The organism is Corynebacterium sp. H130 (genome assembly GCF_037572395.1).
Taxonomy (GTDB): domain Bacteria; phylum Actinomycetota; class Actinomycetes; order Mycobacteriales; family Mycobacteriaceae; genus Corynebacterium.
Genome location: NZ_JBBHLA010000001.1, coordinates 485,896 through 505,223, shown reverse-complemented (window position 1 = coordinate 505,223; position 19,328 = coordinate 485,896). Strand labels below are relative to the sequence as shown.

The window sequence follows — 19,328 nt, the reverse complement described above, 5'->3', positions numbered from 1 at the left end:
ATGCAAAAGTGCCCCTCGGCAAAACCGAGGGGCACTGTCGAAGAAGTCTAGCTCTTCTTCCTGGTCAGGAAGCTCAAGGCGACAAGCACCAGGGTGACCACCGTGACGGAGGTGATTTGGCTGCGCGCTGAGGCGTCGAAAAGCATAAGGGCGGTAAGGCCGAGCAGGGCAGCTACGGTGATCCAAGGAAGGACCGGGAAGCCCCACATTCGGACGGAAAGTTCACCATTTGCTTCCATCTCGCGGTGCAGGCGCAGGTGGCTGAAACAGATCATCAGCCAGATGACGATCAGGCAACCGCCGACGGCGTTGAGGAGGAACTCGAGTAGACCGGCAGGGTTCCAGTACTGCAGCGCCACGGAAGCGAAGGCGAAGGCCATCGACAACAGAACTGCGTTGTTTGGGACACGCTGGGAGTTGAGCTTGGCAAAGATGCCAGGTGCGTCCTGCTTCTTAGCCAGTGAGTACACCAGGCGAGAAGTGCCATAGATCTGAGCGTTGAATGCCGACAAGAGTGCCAGGACAATGACAACTTCCATGATCATCGCGATGCCCGGGATGCCAGCCTGGCCGAGGATGATGGTGAACGGAGATTCGGCCGCGGACTTCGCGCCACTGATGCTGTCGTAAGGAAGCAGGAAGCAGATTGCGAGCACGGAACCCAGGTAGAAGAGGGAAATGCGCCAGATCACGGAACGGACGGCCGTAGCGATAGCCTCGGAAGGCTTCTCGGATTCTGCAGCAGCGATGGTCACGATCTCAATGCCACCGAAAGCGAATGCGACCGCGAGAAGGCCACCGGCGACGCCTGGAATGCCATTTGGCATAAAGCCATGCTCACCCAGGAAGTTCTTCGTGCCGACGAATTCGGTGCCTGGGATCAGGCCGAAGACCAGCAGTACAGAGATGACGAGGAAGGCGATGATGACGGCGACCTTGATGAACGCGAACCAGAATTCAAACTCGCCGAAGCCCTTGACCTGCATCAAGTTGATCACCGCGAACAGGACCACGCAGACGAGTGCGGGGATCCACGGATCAACTCCGAACCAGCCACCCATCATGGCAGCGGCGCCGGTCATTTCTGCGCCCATCACCATCACGAGCATGAACCAGTACAACCAGCCCAACGTGAATCCAGCCCAGTGGCCGAAAGCCATCTGTGCGTAAGTAGCGAAGGAGCCGGAGGCTGGGCGGGCAGCAGCCATCTCGCCGAGCATCTGCATGACAAATACGACGATGATTCCGGCGACAATGTAGGCAAGGAGGACGGCAGGGCCGGCAAGCTGAATACCGACGCCGGTGCCCAGAAACAGGCCCGCGCCGATCGCCGAGCCGAGTCCCATCATGGTCAGGTGTCGGGTCTTGAGACCGTTACCTAGTTCTTTCGAAGTGGTGTCCGCGTTTGTCATGTCTCAACTATTCCGTGTTAACCACGATTTCACCAAGCTGAGCCCAGTTAAATTCCAAAAACGGGACAAACCGTCTCATTTTTGCCACATTTTGGGGGTATGCAGACTACTGAATACGACGCGCTACCGGTTCTGAGTGGTGAGCTTCCTTGGCGATTGACCAGTTGTCCTGGCCCTCAATGCTGGATGCCGGGGCCAAAGAATCAGAGTCTGGGAAGTACAGCACGGTATCAGGCTCGACAATCAGGTTCGTTCCGATGTGGCAGTTATCGCCCAGATTCAGGCCAATAACACCAGCGGACACCCCAAAAGTGCAGTTCTTGCCAATGCGTAGCGGGCTGCGCTGGCCATCCGCATGAGTGCGACCCATGACGACGGCGCTAAGCCCCAGCTTGGTGTTTTCGTCAAGAACAACCGACGAAGACAGCCGGCCCTCAATCTTCGCAGGCCCCAGCGAACCGGAGTTAAAGGACACAAAGCCCTCGCGCAGAACGGACGTACCCTCAGCAAGGTATGCGCCCAGGCGAACACGTTCAGCCTCCGCGATGCGCACCCCCGAAGGCACCACGTAGTCAACCATGCGAGGCAGCCTATCGACGGCATAGACGTGAATCAGACCGCGAGAGCGCAAGGCGCCGCGAACGAATTCGAAGTTCGTCGGCAAGCAAGGGCCCTTATTGGTCCACACCACGGTGGACAACAATTTCAGCGTGTTGCTCATGTCCATCTTGCCGGGCTCGATGAGCCGGTGGGAGAGCAGATGGAGGCGCAGGTAGACGTCGTGGGCGTCGATCGCCGGCTGGGACAGATCACGAATCACAGTGTGGACAGCGACCTGCTCCACCATGCGATCTTCGTCCAAACCTACGAGGGACAACATGCGAGGAGTGAGGTCCTGGGCGCCCAGGCGAACGGTGCCACTTTCGGGTGCGTCGTCATCGTCAAAGTACGTCACTTCCGGAGCCTGGTACCAGGTATCCAGGATCGTTCCGTCAGAAGCAATGTTGGCAATTCCCTGCGCTTTTGCACCCATGATTGTCATAACTCCAGTTTAAAGCGTACTGGTCAGCGCAAGCATGTTCGGAGGTGATTAATACTCTTGCCCAGCAAAACACCGCAAAAACAACTAGCGTTAGAAGAGGTACCAAAGAGGCTAGTGGCCAAGTAAGGCCCATGAAAGAGGTGGATCGTGGCTCCAAGCAGGACTCCAAACGAAGAGAAGAGGCGACTGCTGCGAGGACCTGTGTTGCTGCGGCATTCCGGGCCACAGGAAAGCACCACGGACCAACGCCTGCTGGATCAGCAGCACAACATCGACTGGCTGCACACCGACCCATGGCGCGTGCTGCGCATTCAAAGCGAATTTGTTGACGGATTCGGTGCCCTCGCCGAGCTGCCCATTGCCGTGACGGTGTTCGGTTCGGCCCGCATCAAGGAGGGGCACCCTTATTACGCGTGGGGCCAGCAGATCGGTGAAAAACTCGTGGAGGCTGGCTACGCCGTGATCACCGGTGGCGGTCCGGGCCTGATGGAAGCTCCCAACCGCGGCGCATCTGAAGCTGGTGGACTCAGCGTCGGCCTCGGCATCGAGCTGCCACATGAGCAAGAACTCAACCCTTGGGTCGACCTGGGACTGAACTTCCGCTACTTTTTCGTCCGCAAGACCATGTTCCTGAAGTACTCCGAGGCATTCATCTGCCTGCCAGGCGGCTTCGGAACCCTCGACGAACTCTTCGAGGCCCTATGCATGGTCCAGACCGGCAAGATCACCAACTACCCAATTGTCCTGGTCGGCACCGAATTCTGGGGCGGCCTGGTCGACTGGATCCGCGACCGCCTCATCTCCGAGGGCATGATCTCCGAAAAGGACATCGACCTATTCAAAGTCACAGACGACGTCGACGAAGCCATCGACTTCATCGTCGAACGCCACGCCAACCTGCACCAAGAACAGGGACGCGCGACCGCGGACAAGACCGACGCCAGTGAGGTAGCAGCCGGGCTTGTCGACGGCAACTAGCATGCATCCCATTCGATCTGGATTCGCCGATCCTGCACATCCGGATTTGGCCGTGGTCATGGCAATCGTGAACCGCACGCCGGATTCCTTTTACGACAAGGGCGCGACCTACGCCGTCGACAAGGCGCTGGAGGCGGTGGAAAAGTCGGTAATCCAGGGTGCCCGCATTATCGACATCGGCGGAGTGAAGGCGGGTCCTGGCAACGAGGTAGATCCGCGGGAGGAAGCAGACCGGGTGGTGCCGTTCATCGCTGAGATCCGACATCGGTATCCCGACCTGGCAATTTCCGTCGATACCTGGCGCAGTGGTGTGGCGGACGAGGCTGTGCGCGCCGGGGCAACCCTGATCAACGACACCTGGGCTGGGCATGATCCAGAGCTGGTTGAGGTCGCGGGGCAGCACAAGGTGGGCTACGTGTGTTCCCACACTGGTGGCGCGGTGCCTCGGACTCGGCCGTACCGCGTTCATTACGACGACGTTGTCGCAGAAGTGATTGCGGAGACGACGGCACTGGCGGAGAAGGCCGCGAGTGTCGGGGTGCCGGAAAATTTGGTGTTTATCGACCCGACGCACGACTTCGGCAAGAATACTTTTCATGGCCTTGAGCTGCTCCGACGGGTGGATGAGCTGGTAGCCACGGGCTGGCCGGTACTCATGGCGCTGTCCAACAAAGACTTCGTTGGGGAAACCGTCGGGCGCGATGTTGCGGAGCGGGTGCCGGGAACACTGGCTGCTACCTCCTGGGCAGCTGCGCGCGGAGTTGCCGCGTTTCGGGCCCACCAAGTGGTGGAGACGGTGGACACCATCAGGATGACCGCTGCTATCGCCGGGAAGGTGCCACCGGCTAGAACGGTGAGGGGGTTGGTGTGACATCTCAGTTACGCTCCACCAGCGTCATCATCCCGGCTTTGAACGAAGAAGACACTGTAGCCGCGGTGGTGGAATCGGTGCTGGCAGATGAGCCGTTGGAGGTCATCGTCATCGATTCCGATTCGACCGACCGCACAGCCGTCAGGGCGCAGGCTGCGGGTGCCACGGTTCTCAATTGGCGAGATGTGCTGCCCGAGTACCAGCCTCGGACAGGAAAAGGGGAGGCTTTGTGGCGCGGGGTCGCCGCCGCTAGAGGCGACATCGTGGCATTCGTCGATGCTGACCTCATCGACCCTCGCCCCCACATCGTCCGTGACTTGGTCGAACCATTTCACGACCCGGCTATTCAACTGGTCAAAGCGCATTATCGACGCGCGCTGCACGGACAACCAACAGGCGGCGGGCGCGTCACTGAGCTCACGGCAAAACCGCTGCTGAGAATGCTGTTTCCTGAGCTCAGTGCTATCAAACAACCGTTGTCTGGTGAGTACGCGATGCGCAGAACAGCCGCTCGGACAGTGCCTTTTGCGGAAGGGTATGCGGTGGAAGTCGCGATCCTTATCGATGTGTGCGCTCGGTGGGGCATTGGGGCGATCGCCGAGACCGACTTAGGGGATCGGGCTCATCGCAACCGGCCATTGTCAGACTTGAGCGCTATGGCTGATGTCGTGGCTGCCACCATCATTTCGCGTTCTGACCGTGATAAGTATGCTGCCTTAGCACCCCACGAACGGCCCCCGCTTGCTAATATTTTCTGAAGATTCGCGTTTCTACAGTTAAAGGTCTTTTCACATGCTCACTTGGCTGCTTTACATCTCTGGCCTCATTGCCGCCGTCGCTGTGCTGACGTTGGTATTCGGTAAGACCTTGGGGCGGGGCGAGATTATGCCACCATTGGTGGACAATGTCTCCCTGCAAAAGCTGAACCGCGAGGCTGTTGCACGTCACGAATTCGAAGACTTGCGTTTTGACACTGTTGTGCGTGGCTACCGCCAGGACCAGGTTGACGCAGTAATTTCCCAGCTGGTTCAGGAGATCACTTCTCTTCGTGCAGAGGCTGCGAAAGTAACCCCAACTTCTAACGCTCAGTAATTGACTGCCCGCGCAAAGTAGGCTCCTAGCTGCGAAAATTACAAGACTTCCTGCGTCGCTCTGAAAAATTCACCTACAATGGTGTGCAAGATCAACAGCTTGCACAAAGTTAGGAGCTGACTCGCTGTGGCAGCTATGAAGCCAAGGACCGGCAACGGTCCGATGGAAGCGGTTATTGAAGGACGAAAGATCGTCATGCGCATCCCTACGGATGGTGGCGGACGGCTCGTCGTCGAGCTGAATCAAGAAGAAGCCGCTGAGCTCGGCGCTTTGCTGGTAGAAGTATCCAGCTAGATTCTTAAAAGTTAAGTTCGCACCACAACAGCTACTGTTGTGGTGCTTTTTACCACGCGGACCGAAAGGCACGAAACCGATGTTGCGCGACATTATTGACATTCTGGCCGATCCTGCAGATGGAACTGCGCTCACACTAGTCGACGACGATCGTCGCATCGTGTCTGAATCAGGTCATTCCTATGACGTCGCACGCCAGGGGTATGTGTCGCTTGTGGGTGGGGAAGGCCTCAAACACTCAGGTGATGACGCTGACATGATTGCGTCTCGCGAAACCTTCCTTTCTGGTGGCCACTTCGCGCCATTCGTGGAAGCTGTGTCCGCGAAGGTGCACCAGGCGCTCGACGAGGCCGAGGTGTCCGAGGACGCCCAACCGGTGATCGTCGAGATAGGCGCGGGAACCGGCTACTACCTGGCCCATTCACTTGATGACGTCGCAGATTCTCGTGGCGTAGGCATCGACATTTCCGTTCCTGCGGCGAAGCACTTGGCCAAATGCCACCCGCGGGTTGGGGCAGTGGTTGCCGATGCCTGGCAGCGCCTTCCGATCCGGGATGAGTCCGCTGACGTCATCACGGTGATCTTTGCACCTCGCAATCCGCAGGAATTCGCCCGCATCTTGAAGAAGAATGGCCAGGTGGTCGTCATGACGGCTCATCCTGGCCACCTGGATGAGCTGCGCGAACCATTGGGGATCATTGGAGTGGAGCCCGGAAAGATCGAACATCTGCTGGAGAAGTCCGATGGTTTCCTGGAACGCGTCGGCGAGGACGAAATCGTGGAGTTTCCAATGGAGCTCGGTAGGGACGCGATCGCCGCTCAAATTGGCATGAGCCCTTCGGCTCGCCACATTGAAGCCGAAGAACTCAAGCGCAGGCTTGCCAATCTTCCAGAGAAGATGACTGTGACTGCGAAGGCGCAGATCACAAGACTGCGCCGCGCTTAGGTTTTAGAGATCGGCCTCGCCAGGCAACTCTGGTTCGATGCCGTGAAACTTCGGGTATTCGAGTGGGAAAATCTCCGACTCTTGCTCGATCACGGCGTCACCCTTGACGGAGGAGCGGAACTCAGTAATGCGGGCCTGGCAGTAGAGCCGGCTAGCCATCGTCATCGCACCACCGTCCGCGAAGATTTCTACGGCCGAACCGTCAACGATGATGGTGATCGCGTCAGTGTCCGCTGCGATCAGTGGGCCCTCTGCCACGTGCTCACCGGTGTGATTAGGGTTCATGGAACGATCAAAGGTGAGCATGTCGCCCTGATGGGACACAACACCCGCGACGTTGCCTTGGTCGTCGATAAGCTCAACGCGCACCTCGGCGTCGGCGGGGGAGGCGTCGATGAGCGCGGTGTACATGCAGGCACGCTCGGAGGTGCGAACTGCGGTCGGCAGACCAGGTGCCGGCGTTTGGTAGATGAGGCCGTCCTGCAGGGTGGTAACGCGTGGCAGGGACAGGCAGTTGACCCACCCTTCTGTTTCGAGGCTGAGGTGCTCGCTTGGGTCGTCGTAGCGGCCGATGCCGTTCATGAGGCCAAAGATGTTGGCGGATTCGAACGTTGGGTTCGTGTTGTCTGCGAGCGAGATATTGGTGTTGCGAGGGCGTGTGAAGTCGTGTCCGAAATCGAGGCGGGTGAATGGCGTCTTCACAGTGAACTCAGCGCCGGACAGAGTGCCCACCAGGTAGCCCGAGATGTCGATGCCTTCGTGCTCAATGGTGACGAGAAGGATGTCGTAGACAATGCCGTCAACTTCATCGCGCAGGCGAATGATACGAGGGCTCACCAGGCGTTCGACAGCCTCAAGCCCGGTCGTGCCGGCAAAAGTGAGTGGCCCACGGAGATTCCATTCGCGGCGGTCATAGGAATCCAGCACCATGAGCTGCGGATGGTCCTGATCGCCCGCAACCGCGAGCATCAGCCAGCCCTTCAGCGACTCGCCACTATCCTCATCGTGATCCCAGCGAGCAACAACACAAGGGGAGCGGAAGTCGACGAAGCCGTCACGGTTTCCGACGACCTCGCCCACCCGGTGCACGTGCTTGTCGACGGCTAAAGCGTCCTCCGAGATGTCCTCAATAGTGGCGTCGATGTCCTCGATCTCAGCAACGTGGATGGAGGTGCCTTCCTCGGTGATAGAGGTGAAGTACAGTTCTGTGCTGCCACCACGCGTGCCAATGACTGCGCCGGCGCGCACTTTGATCTCGTCGCCTTCTGGAGCGATGGCGTCGTCGCAGATGTCCCAGTCGAAGGGGAATCGGTCAGCGAACTGGTGAGCCCAGCGAGCCGGGGCCCCGAGCTGAGGCTGGTACTGGTGGAAAACATGCCAATGGTCACCACTGCGAAGCACGCCGGCGGGGGCGTTGAGCACGCCTTGTTCTGCCGTGATGTGTAGTTCCGGTCGGTGGGTGAAAAAGCTCATTGACTGTCCTTCTGCTGACCTGGGAATAAGGCTCAAATGGAAGTAGGTACGCTGATTGCCCGCGAGGGGATACAACCAGCGTACCGATTTCGCTAGCGTGGGGGCGGGGCCGTCTACGCAAAGAGGGCGGAGCCAGTGGCTACGCCCTCGTCAACGCATATGTTTCCTACATCAGGGACTTGTACACGTCCACGGTCTGCTGCGCGATGGTTGCCCAGGAGAAGTCGTTGACAGCGCGGTCGCGACCGGCCTGACCCATCTTCTTGGCATTCTCGCGATCCGCGACCATCTTGTTGACGCCCTCGGCGATGCCGCGCTCGAAGCCCTCAGGATCGGATTCGTCGTAGTGGACGAGGGTACCGGTGGTGCCGTCGACAACAACCTCTGGGATGCCTCCGACATCGGAAGCAACCACAGCAGTGCCACAAGCCATAGCTTCGAGGTTCACGATGCCCAGTGGCTCGTAAATGGATGGGCACACGAAGGTGTCGGCTGCGGTGAGGATCTCCTGGATCTTGTCCTTCGGCAGGAAGTCCTGCACCCAGAAAATGCCCTCGCGCTTAGCCTGCAGCTCCTCAACCAGTGCCTTGGTCTCAGCGGCGATTTCAGGGGTGTCCGGAGCGCCGGCGCAGAGCACGAGCTGAACGCCTTCGTCGAACATGGAGGCTGCCTTGACCAAGTGGCCGACGCCCTTCTGTCGGGTGATACGACCGACGAAAGCAACGATTGGCTTGTTCGGATCAACGCCCAGCTCGCGCAGGACGGAATTCTCGGCATCGTCGAAGGTTGGGCGTGGCTGCCACAGCTGCGTATCGATGCCGTTAAGCACGATGCGAACCTTGTCCGGCTCGATGCGTGGGTAAGCGTCGAGGATGGAGTCCTTCATGCGTGCAGACACGGCGATCACTGCATCGGCGTACTCCATGGCGTTCTTCTCAGACCAGGAGGACACTTCGTAGCCACCACCGAGCTGCTCGCGCTTCCATGGGCGGTGCGGCTCCAGGGAGTGAGCGGTGGCAACGTGAGGGATGTCGTAGAGGCGGGCAGCCAGGTGGCCACCGAGGCCTGCGTACCAGGTGTGGGAGTGAACAACGTCAACGTTGTTGGCGGCGTTTGCCATGCGCAGACCCGTGGACAGGGTCTGAATGGACGCATTGGCGTCCTTCAGTTCTGGGTCAACTCCGTGAACGTACACGTTGGCTTCGTCACGAGGCGCGCCCATGCAATGCACGTCTACCTCGGTGATCTCACGCATGTAGCGGGTGAGCTCCGCAATGTGTACACCTGCGCCACCGTAGATCTCCGGTGGGTATTCCTTCGTCATCATTCCAACTCGCATACTTCCGAATGTAGCGACGAACCATTTATGGTGCAGGGCACACGAGCTTTTCGACGGGCGACGCCTCACAAACGGGGGAGGACACCCCACAAAGAGTGGCTTATGAATTTAACTCTGTTGGAGTTTCCCCAGGAAAACTGTGTGAGCTAGTGAAAAACCCTGTGGACCCCTGCAAGGTGTAACGATTGCGGTTACGTTGGAAGATGTGAGAAGCCAACCACATGTCCTAGCAATTGTTCTCGCTGGTGGCGAGGGTAAGCGTCTGTTTCCGCTGACCGCGGACCGCGCCAAGCCAGCCGTTCCATTCGGTGGAACGTACCGCCTCATCGACTTCGTACTGTCCAACCTGGTTAACGCCGGTTTCATGCAGATCTGCGTACTGACCCAGTACAAGTCGCACTCCCTCGACCGCCACATTTCCCAGTCGTGGCAGCTGTCGGGTCTGACCGGGCAGTACATCACCCCAGTTCCAGCGCAGCAGCGTTTGGGTAAGCGCTGGTACACCGGTTCTGCCGATGCGATCCTGCAGTCCCTGAACCTGATCTACGACGAAAACCCTGACTACGTCATCGTTTTCGGCGCAGACCACGTGTACCGCATGGACCCACGCCAGATGCTCGACGAACACATTGCTTCCGGTAAGTCCGTCTCCGTCGCAGGTATTCGCGTTCCTCGCGCTGAGGCCACCGCGTTTGGCTGTATCCAGTCTGATGCCGAGGGCAACATTACTGAGTTCCTGGAGAAGCCAGCAGACCCTCCGGGCACCCCTGATGACCCAGAGATGACCTACGCATCCATGGGTAACTACATCTTCACCACTGATGCGCTGATCGCAGCGCTTACCGCGGACGAAGACAACGAGGATTCGAGCCACGACATGGGTGGCGACATCATCCCTTACTTCGTCTCCCAGGGTGATGCACACGTCTACGACTTCTCCGCCAACCAGGTCCCTGGTTCCACCGACCGCGACAAGGGCTACTGGCGCGACGTAGGTACCATCGATGCCTTCTACGAGGCACACATGGACCTGATCTCTGTGCTCCCAGTGTTCAACTTGTACAACCGCCAGTGGCCAATTCACTCCACTGAGGATGGCAACTTCCCACCAGCAAAGTTCGTGCAGGGTGGCATTGCGCAGTCCTCGATGGTCGCCTCCGGCTGCATCATCTCCGGTGGCACTGTGCGAAACTCCGTCCTGTCCAACAACGTCATCGTTGAAGAAGGCGCAACAGTTGAAGGCTCCGTGCTCATGCCAGGCGTGCGCATCGGCAAGGGCGCTGTAGTTCGCCACGCAATTCTGGACAAGAACGTCGTCGTTTCTGAAGGCGAATTCATTGGTGTCGACCTGGAGCGTGACGCATCTCGCTTCACGATCTCCGCTGGTGGCGTCGTCTGTGTCGGAAAGAACCAGCGCGTCTAACTAGGTTTCTCAATACGAAAAAGCGGGCCGAGGAAACTCGGCCCGCTTTTGAAATCTTTCCCGTGAAAAGACACCTTTTCGGACGTTTCCCCAGGACACTGGGTTCAAATACGGGATGTTTTTCCTGTCGTGAGAAAACTTTCCCCTATTTAGGCAAGCCGACCTGGGAAGACCCCAGGAAACCTGTCCAATTGGGGGAAAGATTTCCTACTTCTTGGTGACGATGGTGATTCCCGCACCAAGTGGCAGACGTGTGACAATGCCGCCGTCGAAGTCGCGGAGGAAAGCATCCATGTCGCGTGCTGCGACGGTGTCGCGGTCGGTTCGCGTGGTGTCGGCCAATGTGCCGTCGAGAAGCGAATCGGCGAGCACGAGCACGCCACCGGAGGCGAGCAGTGGCCAGGCGGCGTCGAAAAAGGCGCGCTGGTCGACGGGCGTGATGTCGCCGTAGACGAACTGGTAGGAGTCGTTGGCGAGGCGGCCCATGACTTCGAGGGGGCGGGAGGGGAGGAAGCGGAAGCTGGAAGATTTGTAGCCGGCTTCTTGGAAGCAGCTTTTTGCCTGGCGCTGGTGCTCGGTTTCAGGGTCGATGCAGGTGAGGTGCCCCTTTGGGCCGAGGCCTTCGAGGAGGTAGAGTCCTACGACGCTTGCTGCGGACGTAACGACGATAGCGCCGGCCGATTCTGGCCTTGCAGCACCGGCAGCGAGGGTGCGGAGCAGTCCGCCGGTGATTGCGTCGGGGGCGCTCAAGTGGAACTCTTCGGCGTGCTGGTAAGCGGAGCCCAGTGCCGGGGAGTTCTCGGTCGTGTTGAGGATGTAGGAGCTCAAAGATTCCATCGCAGTGTCAGTCACAGTGCTTAAGTGTAGGTGGGAAAGTGCAGGTTCTGGTCCATTTACACGGCAAACCTCCCAATCTGTGACAGTTGTTATGTGCTGTGATGGGAGGGGAGATGTTGCGAAGTCGTGACCGGATTTTAGGGTCCTCTTCATCAATTGGGGAACAAAAGCTTAGGCGCGTGCGTTATAACTAGTGTCAACAACGCTAGAAAATAAGAAAACTAGCCACTGGACAGAAAGATCAGGCACAATACCTCTATGAGCTCTTTTGATTCCCCGGACCTGCACCTTGCAGAATCTGCCGAGGAACTTGCCCCTTTGACCGGCACCGCTGCATTTGATGCAGGGCGTTCGGAGATGCCGACCTGGGCGGAACTCGTTGCCGAACACGCAGACAGTGTTTATCGGCTTGCTTTCCGACTTTCTGGCAATCAGCATGACGCAGAAGACCTCACCCAGGAAACCTTCATGCGCGTATTCCGCTCAATCAAGGGCTACCAGCCGGGCACTTTTGAGGGCTGGCTGCACCGCATTACGACGAACTTATTCCTCGACATGGTCCGCCACCGGAGCAAGATTCGTATGGAAGCACTTCCTGAGGACTATGACCGTGTTCCCGGAACCGATCTGACGCCGGAGCAGGCATATTCGGTATCGAACTTGGATCCAGTGCTGCAGGCGGCGCTCGACACTCTGAGCCCAGAGTTTCGCGTTGCAGTGGTGCTCTGTGACGTTCTCGGCCTCTCCTACGACGAAATCGCAGATACTCTTGGCGTCAAACTCGGCACGGTGCGATCCCGCATTCACCGCGGGCGCTCTCAAATTCGGGAGTATCTGGAAAACGCTGCGATCACCAACGAGGACGCGCAGCTATTGATCCCGGCACATGGCTAGGATGGAACTCAAGCAGAAAGTCTGACGGCGAGATAAGGAGGTAGCAACACTCATGATTTCTCGCCCAGAAGGGCATAAGCGCAGGCCGAAGGAGTTTTCCTCCGTCGAGCACCTCAGTGCGGAAGCCGTAGCGGGGTTTGTGGACAACGAACTCCCACCCGTGGCAATGAACCGCGCGCGCATCCACCTCGTTCACTGCGCCGAATGTCGAAAAGAAGTCAATGCCCAGCGTCGGGCCGCCGAACGACTTCGCCAAATCGCCGACGAACAACTTCATGCTCCATCAACGCTGATGGCAAAACTCACCTCAATCGCCCAGACCTGCCCCGAGGGGCCCGACGCCCAAGAAGTTGCCCATCCGAGAGGCGACACGATACTGGCCAGGGTAGAAGTTTTCTATCGCGCTGTGCGCAAGAACCAAGGCAAGTAGGTCATGCGCGACATTTCCGGACCAAGGCACTAAGGTTGTAACAGTGTTTAGCAATGTTGGCTGGGGCGAAGTACTCGTCCTCCTAGTGGTCGGCCTCATCATCATCGGGCCCGAACGACTTCCCAAAGTGATCCAAGACGTTCGCGCTGCTCTTTTGGCTGCTAGAACAGCAATTAACAACGCAAAGCAAGGGCTAAACGACGAATTCGGCTCCGAATTCGACGACTTCCGCAAACCAGTGGCCGAAATCGCAGCCATCACCCGCATGGGACCGCGCGCAGCGCTCACCAAGACCCTTCTCGAAGGCGACGACTCCATCTTCGACGCCTTCGATCCAAAGAAGATCATGGCGGAAGACACCGCCGGCGAGACCGAGCGTGCACGCGCCGCACTCAAGGGAACTGATCCCCAGCAACAAACCACACCCGAAACCACAAAAGTTGAGCGGCCAGACGATGACAAGCCAGCCGCAGGTGGTTTTTCCTGGGCTGACATCACTTAAGCGTCGATAATGGCGCGGGCTGCAGCCTTGGCAAACGGGCTGACACCCAAAATGGTGTCGGCGGCCGGCCCTACCCAATCTCCGTAGCCAACAAAGTGCATCCTCGGCGCAGCAGCAAGTGCGGTGCCACTGAGCTCAATGTCATACCTCGCAAGGTGCTTCAGTGCAGGTTTAAAGCCGGTGCACCACACAACAACGTCGAGTGGCTTTTCGCTGCCATCTGGCCACACCGCTCCAGAAGGAGTGAGGCGCTCAAACATGCCGGTGGCCTGCAAGAGGCCGGTGTCCCTTGCCGCTTTTATCGGTGGCACAACAACGATGTCACCCAGTTCCGACACAGTCGGCCCTTCTTCGCCTCGGACATGCGCGCTTGCTACCTGGAACAAAGCGGCGCCGTCGTAGGAATCCGGCAGAAAACGAGGGGGCCGAAGCGTGCACCACGTCACCTCGGCCACGGACAACAAATCAGCAGCGATTTGAGCGCCGGAATTACCGCCACCAATCACAGCCACGCGCTGGCCACGGAACTGCTCAGGACCACGGTAATAGCGAGAATGCAGCTGTCGGCCGGTGAAGATTCTTTGCCCAGGCACAAAAGGTACATACGGGCGACAAGCATTGCCGGTGGCATTCACAACGAACTCTGATTCCACAGTTTCGCCAGTGCTCAGTTCAGTGATGAAGGGGCCGTTTCCCGACGTGCGTAGGGCGCGGACGGGGCGCTCGACCTTAAAGCCGTAGCGCTGCTCATAGTCCGCGAAGTAGCGAGTGATGTCCAGCGGGGCCGGATACGCATCCTTAGGTAACGCCAGTCGAAGACCAGGCAGCGAAGAAATCCCGGCAGGGGAGAACAACCGGAGGCTCGGCCAGGTGTGGAGCCAGGAACCACCTGGCTGCTCCTCTGCACAGATCTGAAGAACTGTGAGCCCGGACCGTCGAAGATAGTACCGGGTGGCAAGACCCGCCTGTCCAGCCCCAATAATGAGGACATCGATACGGCGGGTCATGTGTGGCTCCCTAAGAAATTAGTTTGGTGTAACCCCAAGGCCAAGGGTCTTTCCTGCGAGCGATTCACGGCGCTTGTGCAGCGCATCTGCAACCTGGTTGATTGCCACTGCGGTTGGGGACTCCGGCGCTGCGATGACCACTGGGACGCCGCTGTCTCCGCCTTCGCGCAGAGCCGGGTCGAGTGGAATTTCACCGAGGAGAGGGACTTCGGTGCCGGTGAGCGTCGACAAGCGCTCGGCCACCGTTGCGCCGCCACCCTCGCCGAACACGGCCATGCGAGAACCGTCAGGCAGCACCATGGCACCCATATTCTCGATAACACCCGCGATGCGCTGATGCGTTTGCAGGGAAGCGGTACCCGCGCGCTCGGCAACCTCCGCAGCCGCGTGCTGTGGTGTGGTGACCACCAGCAACTCAGCGTTCGGGAGGAGCTGGCCGACGGCAATAGCAACATCGCCGGTTCCAGGAGGCAGATCCAGCAGGAGAATATCGAGGTCGCCCCAGAAAACGTCAGCGAGGAACTGCTGGATCGCGCGCTGCAGCATTGGGCCACGCCACATCACAGGGGCATTGCCCTCGGTGAAGTGCGCGATGGAGATCATCTTCACGCCGTGCGCCTGTACCGGCATGATCATGTCGTCCACTGGAGTTGGGCGTTCGTCGGTGCCGAACAAGCCTGGGATGGAATGGCCGTAGATGTCGGCGTCAACAATGCCGACCTTCAGGCCTCGCTGTGCCAGCGCGACAGCCAGGTTGGCTGTCATGGAGGACTTGCCAACGCCACCCTTGCCAGAGGCCACCGCGAACACGCGGGTCGTGGACGATTCCTTGGCGAATGGGATCTCAGGGGTGTCCGCGTGACCGCGCAGGGAGGTGCGCAGCTCGCGTCGCTGTTCGTCAGACATAACATCGGTGGTCACTGACACAGCACCAATGCCCTCGATGTCCTTCAGTGCAGCCTCAACATTGCCCACGATCGTGTTCTTCATCGGGCAACCAGCGATAGTCAAATAGATTTCGACGGCAACATCAGCGCCGGAAATGGCCACAGATTTGACCATTCCCAGTTCGGTGATCGGCTTCCCGATCTCGGGGTCGTCAACGCGCGACAAGGCCGCGCGGACGTCAGATTCTGCAATCATGTGGTTCACAAGGGTCAATCCTACTGCTCGGGAATGGTGGCTAATCTTCAGCCTGAGGCTTATCGGCAATATCGCCGTGACGAGGCTCGGAAAGCTCGGATGCGCTGGAAGAATGCTCGCGTGCAATGCGGGCAGCGGACTCATCATCCAGTTTTGCCTCAATGCGTTTGAGCAAATCGTGGACGTCTTCGAGCTCGCGACGCAAGTAATCTCGAGTCACATTCTCGCCCAAGGAAAGTCGGACACTTGCAAGCTCGCGGGCAAGGAACTCCGTGTCTGCCTTCGTCTCTTCGGCGCGACGGCGATCCTCGGCAAGCACCAAGCGGTCTCGGTCTTCCTGGCGGTTTTGCGCCAGCAGAATGAGTGGAGCCGCATACGCCGCCTGGGTAGAAAAGGCTAGGTTGAGCAGGATAAATGGGTAAGGGTCCCAACTGAACCAGAACCCACCAATGTTCAGTGCAATCCAGATGATGACGAAAACCGTCTGCCAAAACAGGTATTCGCCGGTGCCGAAGAACCTGGCAACTTTTTCCGCAAAGGCGCCGACCGCGTCGGCATCCAGGCGGAACCAACCCTTGCGAGGCCCGATCGCAGGCGTGTCGAGCTGTGAGCGTTTGTCTGCCACGGTGCCTCCTTAAGGGGTGTTAGGTTCAGGGCGAAGTCCCAGCTCGCGCCAGTCTTCGGGGAGCAGATGGTCTAGCAGGTCGTCGACGGCGACCGCGCCGAGAAGGTGATTGTCGCTGTCTAGTACCGGTCCACAGACCAGGTTATACATTGCGAAGAATCGTGCGGCCGTTTCATGCGTGTCATCCGCGTACAGCGGTGGCAGGTCCGGATCCAGGATTCCGCCGACCAGCGAGCTAGGGGGCTCACGCAGGAGCTTTTGCAGGTGTACGCAGCCCAAGTACTTGCCGGTCGGTGTCGCTGTCGGAGGACGCACCACAAAGACCAAGGAACTCAAACTGGTGGGAAGATCCGGATTGCGTGCCATTGCGAGCGCTTCCGCCACGGTCGTCTGTGGCGTAATGATGAGTGGTTCTGGGGTCATGAGCGCGCCCACCGTGTCCGGGGAGAACGTCATCAGGCGACGAACAGGGGCCGATTCCTCGGGATCCATCAACTCGAGCAGGACGTCGGCTTTCGCATCGGGAAGCTCGCCGAGCAGGTCGGCGGCGTCGTCCGGGTCCATTTCTTCCAAGACATCGGCGGCACGCTCGATATCCAGCGATTCGATGAGCTCGGCCTGGTGGTCATCCGGCAGCTCCTGAATAATATCGGCGAGGCGCTCGTCGTCGAGTTCTTCGGCGACTTGCTGTCGCTGCAGGGTGCTCATCTCGTGCATCACGCTCGCGATATCCGCTGGGCGCATGTCATCGAAGGAGGCAATGATCTCGGTCGTGGCATCCGTCTGGCCGAAACCACCAGCGGTGACGCCTAGAACATGCGACCAGGGCACGACATGCAGGTCAGTTCGACGGCCAAACTTTGGGCGTTCCCCAAACACCGCGAGCCTCGTGATCACCCAGTCGCGAGTGCGGGTGCGCTCAAGTTCGACATCGGCAATTTCGAGGGGCTTGCCATGCAAATGGGTAAGTTCAGGATCGTCGACCTGGATTTTTGCCCCGATCAAATCCTCCCGCACCGTGGATTCGCCCGAGCGGGCTTTGAAGGCGCGCATCGACACCGAACCAGACACCAAGGTGATGTCAGTTGGGTCGATATTGGCGACGCGCAACAGCGGCACGAAAATGCGGCGCTTGTTGGTCAGCTCGACGACGAGGCCGAGGGCGCGAGACAGGTGAGAGGTGGGGCGAATACTAACGACAACATCCCGCACTCGACCAATGGGCTCAGCATCGGGGCCACGGACGATCATTCCGTTCAATCGGCCGGCGTATACGCGGGTAGTTGTACTCATATCCAGCCATTGTACGTGGTTTATGGGAACTTACCCGTGGCCTTATTCGTTGGGTAGATAGTTAGCTACGAAAGGACACCATGCAACCGCTCACTCCTGACTCGCGTCCACTTCCGACAGGCTGGCCCATCGGAAGCTTTGGCACATACGTGGAGGCACAAGCAGCCGTCGACATGCTGTCAGACACTGGCGATTTCCCCGTCTCAGAATTGACCATTGTGGGTGTCAACCTCATGGAAGTTGAGCGAGTGATGGGACGCCTCAGCTGGGGGCGTGTGCTCGCAGGTGGCGCTGCCTCGGGCGCTTGGATGGGTGTGTTCTTTGGCTTGTTGATGGGCCTATTTAGCGACCAGTGGGTGGCGCCGCTCATCGCAGGTGTGTGCATGGGCGTGTTCTTCGGCATGACGTCGGCAGCCGCCGGGTACGCCCGCACCGCAGGACGCCGAGACTTCAGCTCCCGGACCCAAATCGTGGCCGGGCGTTACGACGTCCTCTGCGCTCCCGATCATGCTCGAGCTGCTCGCGATTTGATCTCGCAGGCAAACTTGGCAGGCAAGCTTAAAGTGGATTAAAGCCACTTGTTGCGCTTAAAGAACCACCACATAGCAACGGTCGAAGCGAGCATCACGCCGAGAACAACGAAATAACCGTATTCGCTCTTCAGTTCGGGCATGTTCTCAAAGTTCATGCCGTAAATTCCGGCAATCATCGTTGGGATTGCCGCCATACCGACGATGGCCGAGAGGCGACGCATATCGGCGTTCTGCTGCATGGAAACCTTGGCAGCACCGGCGTTGATCAGGGAGGTCAGGCGCTCATCGTGCGACGCGATGAGGTCCATTGCAGAGATCTCATGGTCGAGGACGTCGACGAAGTACTTGCTGATTTGATCGGAAAGCAAGCCTTGCTGATTCGTCGTTAGGGTGCGCAGCGCTGGTGCCAGCGGATCAATGGCATGTCGCATTTCCAGAATCTCGCGCTTGAGGCGGTAGATCTGCTCAATGTCGAAGCTGGTGCCCGGCGCGAACACTTCGTTTTCCAGTTCGTCGACGTCGATCGATAGGAGGCGAGCGATGCGGATGTAGTCGTCGACAAGCACGTCGGAAATGAGCCACGCGACGGCCGACGGACCAAGGGCGCACTGCTCGGGGTCGCGCTCGAGGCGTTTCTTCAGGCCGGTGATGGTGGACTGCTCGCCGTGACGAATGGTGATGATGAAGTCAGGGCCGACAATCATCTGGACCTCGCCGGTCTCGATGATTTCCTTGGCATCGGTAACGATTGCGTCATCGGTGTATTTCACCGCACGAATGACGAAGAAGAACTGATCGCCGTAGCGGTCCACCTTGGGGCGCTGGCGCGCGCCAACGGCATCTTCGACGATGAGTTCGTGCACGTCGTAGGCCTGGGAGATGAGCATCATTTGACGCTCGTCGGGTTCGTATAGCCCGAGCCACACATAGCCAGATCCGGTGCGGCGTACTTCTTCCAGAGCTTCCCGGTAGTTGTAGGAGCCACGGACTGGCATGCCGTCACGGTAAATCACGCAACGCTCAATTGCGCGTTCCACTGGAACTCGCAGTTTTGACCCAGGCTCGGACACAACAGGCGACGGAGGAATCACAGGCCTAGGGCGCTTGGGCAATGGGAAATTGCTGGCCATTGTGAATCCTCCTTTAGGAATTGTGGGGGCGAACCCAACAGACATTACAACCCTAGCTAGGCTG

The 19,328-nt window shown here is 58.7% G+C and carries 21 protein-coding genes; 11 read left to right on the top strand and 10 right to left on the bottom strand.

The features are described from left to right. Positions 1 to 47: 47 nt before the first annotated feature. Positions 48 to 1,412 carry an amino acid permease gene (locus tag WG939_RS02455; RefSeq protein ID WP_339982052.1) on the bottom strand — a complete coding sequence of 455 codons (1,365 nt, stop codon included), beginning with the start codon at positions 1,410 to 1,412 and terminating at the stop codon, positions 48 to 50. A gap of 106 nt (positions 1,413 to 1,518) precedes the next feature. Next, positions 1,519 to 2,454 (bottom strand): DapH/DapD/GlmU-related protein, encoded by a 936-nt coding sequence (locus tag WG939_RS02450; protein ID WP_339982049.1) that lies wholly within the window; start codon positions 2,452 to 2,454, stop codon positions 1,519 to 1,521. A 147-nt stretch (positions 2,455 to 2,601) separates the two neighbouring features. Between WG939_RS02450 and WG939_RS02445 the strand changes: the two genes are divergently transcribed. The 6 genes from WG939_RS02445 (at position 2,602) to WG939_RS02420 (ending at position 6,635) form a co-directional block, all read left to right on the top strand. Beyond that, positions 2,602 to 3,432 carry an LOG family protein gene (locus WG939_RS02445; protein ID WP_339982048.1) on the top strand — a complete coding sequence of 277 codons (831 nt, stop codon included), beginning with the start codon at positions 2,602 to 2,604 and terminating at the stop codon, positions 3,430 to 3,432. A 1-nt stretch (position 3,433) separates the two neighbouring features. Beyond that, complete coding sequence (gene folP / locus WG939_RS02440) at positions 3,434 to 4,303, top strand: dihydropteroate synthase (protein WP_339982045.1); 870 nt, start codon at positions 3,434 to 3,436, stop codon at positions 4,301 to 4,303. Further along, the gene (locus WG939_RS02435) at positions 4,300 to 5,061 is read left to right on the top strand and encodes a glucosyl-3-phosphoglycerate synthase (protein ID WP_339982043.1); all 762 of its coding nucleotides are present in this window, start codon (positions 4,300 to 4,302) and stop codon (positions 5,059 to 5,061) included. Before folP ends, WG939_RS02435 begins: the two co-directional genes overlap by 4 nt. A gap of 34 nt (positions 5,062 to 5,095) precedes the next feature. Beyond that, complete coding sequence (locus WG939_RS02430; RefSeq protein ID WP_339982041.1) at positions 5,096 to 5,395, top strand: DivIVA domain-containing protein; 300 nt, start codon at positions 5,096 to 5,098, stop codon at positions 5,393 to 5,395. 126 nt (positions 5,396 to 5,521) lie between these two features. Next, the gene (locus WG939_RS02425; RefSeq protein ID WP_156192716.1) at positions 5,522 to 5,689 is read left to right on the top strand and encodes a DUF3117 domain-containing protein; all 168 of its coding nucleotides are present in this window, start codon (positions 5,522 to 5,524) and stop codon (positions 5,687 to 5,689) included. 79 nt (positions 5,690 to 5,768) lie between these two features. Continuing rightward, positions 5,769 to 6,635, top strand: coding sequence for a methyltransferase domain-containing protein (locus WG939_RS02420; RefSeq protein ID WP_339982034.1), 867 nt, complete (start codon positions 5,769 to 5,771; stop codon positions 6,633 to 6,635). Between the two features lie 3 nt (positions 6,636 to 6,638). Here the strand turns inward: WG939_RS02420 and WG939_RS02415 are convergent, their stop codons facing one another. Both WG939_RS02415 and glgA read right to left on the bottom strand, forming a co-directional pair. Beyond that, positions 6,639 to 8,108, bottom strand: coding sequence for a GH32 C-terminal domain-containing protein (locus tag WG939_RS02415; protein ID WP_339982031.1), 1,470 nt, complete (start codon positions 8,106 to 8,108; stop codon positions 6,639 to 6,641). Positions 8,109 to 8,274: 166 nt separating this feature from the next. Continuing rightward, positions 8,275 to 9,447 (bottom strand): glycogen synthase, encoded by a 1,173-nt coding sequence (gene glgA / locus WG939_RS02410; RefSeq protein WP_339982029.1) that lies wholly within the window; start codon positions 9,445 to 9,447, stop codon positions 8,275 to 8,277. A gap of 205 nt (positions 9,448 to 9,652) precedes the next feature. On the opposite strand from glgA, the gene glgC reads away from it, so the two are divergent. Next, positions 9,653 to 10,870 (top strand): glucose-1-phosphate adenylyltransferase, encoded by a 1,218-nt coding sequence (glgC, locus tag WG939_RS02405; RefSeq protein ID WP_445227853.1) that lies wholly within the window; start codon positions 9,653 to 9,655, stop codon positions 10,868 to 10,870. Between the two features lie 207 nt (positions 10,871 to 11,077). On the opposite strand, the gene WG939_RS02400 is transcribed toward glgC, so the two are convergent. Continuing rightward, positions 11,078 to 11,707, bottom strand: a complete 630-nt coding sequence (locus tag WG939_RS02400; RefSeq protein WP_339982620.1) for an O-methyltransferase — start codon at positions 11,705 to 11,707, stop codon at positions 11,078 to 11,080. Positions 11,708 to 11,965: 258 nt separating this feature from the next. Here WG939_RS02400 and sigE point away from each other — a divergent pair, with 258 nt between their 5' ends. Genes sigE through tatB form a run of 3 tightly spaced genes read left to right on the top strand, consistent with a single transcriptional unit; the run spans position 11,966 to position 13,533 of the window. Then, on the top strand, positions 11,966 to 12,601 hold the full coding sequence (gene sigE, locus WG939_RS02395) for an RNA polymerase sigma factor SigE (RefSeq protein ID WP_339982026.1): 636 nt from the start codon (positions 11,966 to 11,968) through the stop codon (positions 12,599 to 12,601). 52 nt (positions 12,602 to 12,653) lie between these two features. Next, entirely contained in the window at positions 12,654 to 13,031 is a 378-nt protein-coding gene (locus WG939_RS02390) for an anti-sigma factor family protein (protein ID WP_339982025.1), read from the top strand. 43 nt (positions 13,032 to 13,074) lie between these two features. Continuing rightward, positions 13,075 to 13,533: a Sec-independent protein translocase subunit TatB gene (tatB, locus tag WG939_RS02385; protein WP_339982024.1), complete on the top strand. Its 459-nt coding sequence runs from the start codon at positions 13,075 to 13,077 to the stop codon at positions 13,531 to 13,533. On the opposite strand, the gene WG939_RS02380 is transcribed toward tatB, so the two are convergent. The 4 genes from WG939_RS02380 to WG939_RS02365 are packed head-to-tail and all read right to left on the bottom strand — an operon-like array spanning position 13,530 to position 17,601. Continuing rightward, entirely contained in the window at positions 13,530 to 14,540 is a 1,011-nt protein-coding gene (locus tag WG939_RS02380; protein WP_339982022.1) for an NAD(P)-binding domain-containing protein, read from the bottom strand. The two genes, tatB and WG939_RS02380, sit on opposite strands and share 4 nt — an antisense overlap. 18 nt (positions 14,541 to 14,558) lie before the next feature. Then, positions 14,559 to 15,683, bottom strand: a complete 1,125-nt coding sequence (locus tag WG939_RS02375) for an Mrp/NBP35 family ATP-binding protein (protein ID WP_339982617.1) — start codon at positions 15,681 to 15,683, stop codon at positions 14,559 to 14,561. Positions 15,684 to 15,723: 40 nt separating this feature from the next. Beyond that, positions 15,724 to 16,308, bottom strand: a complete 585-nt coding sequence (locus WG939_RS02370) for a DUF1003 domain-containing protein (RefSeq protein ID WP_339982021.1) — start codon at positions 16,306 to 16,308, stop codon at positions 15,724 to 15,726. Between the two features lie 9 nt (positions 16,309 to 16,317). Then, positions 16,318 to 17,601, bottom strand: coding sequence for a magnesium transporter MgtE N-terminal domain-containing protein (locus WG939_RS02365; RefSeq protein ID WP_339982020.1), 1,284 nt, complete (start codon positions 17,599 to 17,601; stop codon positions 16,318 to 16,320). Between the two features lie 80 nt (positions 17,602 to 17,681). Between WG939_RS02365 and WG939_RS02360 the strand changes: the two genes are divergently transcribed. Further along, complete coding sequence (locus tag WG939_RS02360) at positions 17,682 to 18,173, top strand: general stress protein (RefSeq protein WP_339982018.1); 492 nt, start codon at positions 17,682 to 17,684, stop codon at positions 18,171 to 18,173. On the opposite strand, the gene corA is transcribed toward WG939_RS02360, so the two are convergent. Next, entirely contained in the window at positions 18,170 to 19,264 is a 1,095-nt protein-coding gene (corA, locus tag WG939_RS02355) for a magnesium/cobalt transporter CorA (RefSeq protein WP_445227852.1), read from the bottom strand. The genes WG939_RS02360 and corA overlap by 4 nt on opposite strands. Positions 19,265 to 19,328: the final 64 nt, after the last annotated feature.

Coding starts and splice junctions, on each gene's coding strand:
- WG939_RS02450 (WP_339982049.1), bottom strand. CDS start 2,454: ATGACAATCATGGGTGCAAAAGCGCAGGGAATTGCCAACATTGCTTCT.
- folP (WP_339982045.1), top strand. CDS start 3,434: ATGCATCCCATTCGATCTGGATTCGCCGATCCTGCACATCCGGATTTG.
- corA (WP_445227852.1), bottom strand. CDS start 19,264: ATGGCCAGCAATTTCCCATTGCCCAAGCGCCCTAGGCCTGTGATTCCT.
- glgA (WP_339982029.1), bottom strand. CDS start 9,447: ATGCGAGTTGGAATGATGACGAAGGAATACCCACCGGAGATCTACGGT.
- WG939_RS02375 (WP_339982617.1), bottom strand. CDS start 15,683: ATGATTGCAGAATCTGACGTCCGCGCGGCCTTGTCGCGCGTTGACGAC.
- WG939_RS02365 (WP_339982020.1), bottom strand. CDS start 17,601: ATGAGTACAACTACCCGCGTATACGCCGGCCGATTGAACGGAATGATC.
- sigE (WP_339982026.1), top strand. CDS start 11,966: ATGAGCTCTTTTGATTCCCCGGACCTGCACCTTGCAGAATCTGCCGAG.
- WG939_RS02455 (WP_339982052.1), bottom strand. CDS start 1,412: ATGACAAACGCGGACACCACTTCGAAAGAACTAGGTAACGGTCTCAAG.
- WG939_RS02360 (WP_339982018.1), top strand. CDS start 17,682: ATGCAACCGCTCACTCCTGACTCGCGTCCACTTCCGACAGGCTGGCCC.
- WG939_RS02420 (WP_339982034.1), top strand. CDS start 5,769: ATGTTGCGCGACATTATTGACATTCTGGCCGATCCTGCAGATGGAACT.
- WG939_RS02390 (WP_339982025.1), top strand. CDS start 12,654: ATGATTTCTCGCCCAGAAGGGCATAAGCGCAGGCCGAAGGAGTTTTCC.
- WG939_RS02380 (WP_339982022.1), bottom strand. CDS start 14,540: ATGACCCGCCGTATCGATGTCCTCATTATTGGGGCTGGACAGGCGGGT.
- WG939_RS02400 (WP_339982620.1), bottom strand. CDS start 11,707: ATGGAATCTTTGAGCTCCTACATCCTCAACACGACCGAGAACTCCCCG.
- WG939_RS02415 (WP_339982031.1), bottom strand. CDS start 8,108: ATGAGCTTTTTCACCCACCGACCGGAACTACACATCACGGCAGAACAA.
- WG939_RS02430 (WP_339982041.1), top strand. CDS start 5,096: ATGCTCACTTGGCTGCTTTACATCTCTGGCCTCATTGCCGCCGTCGCT.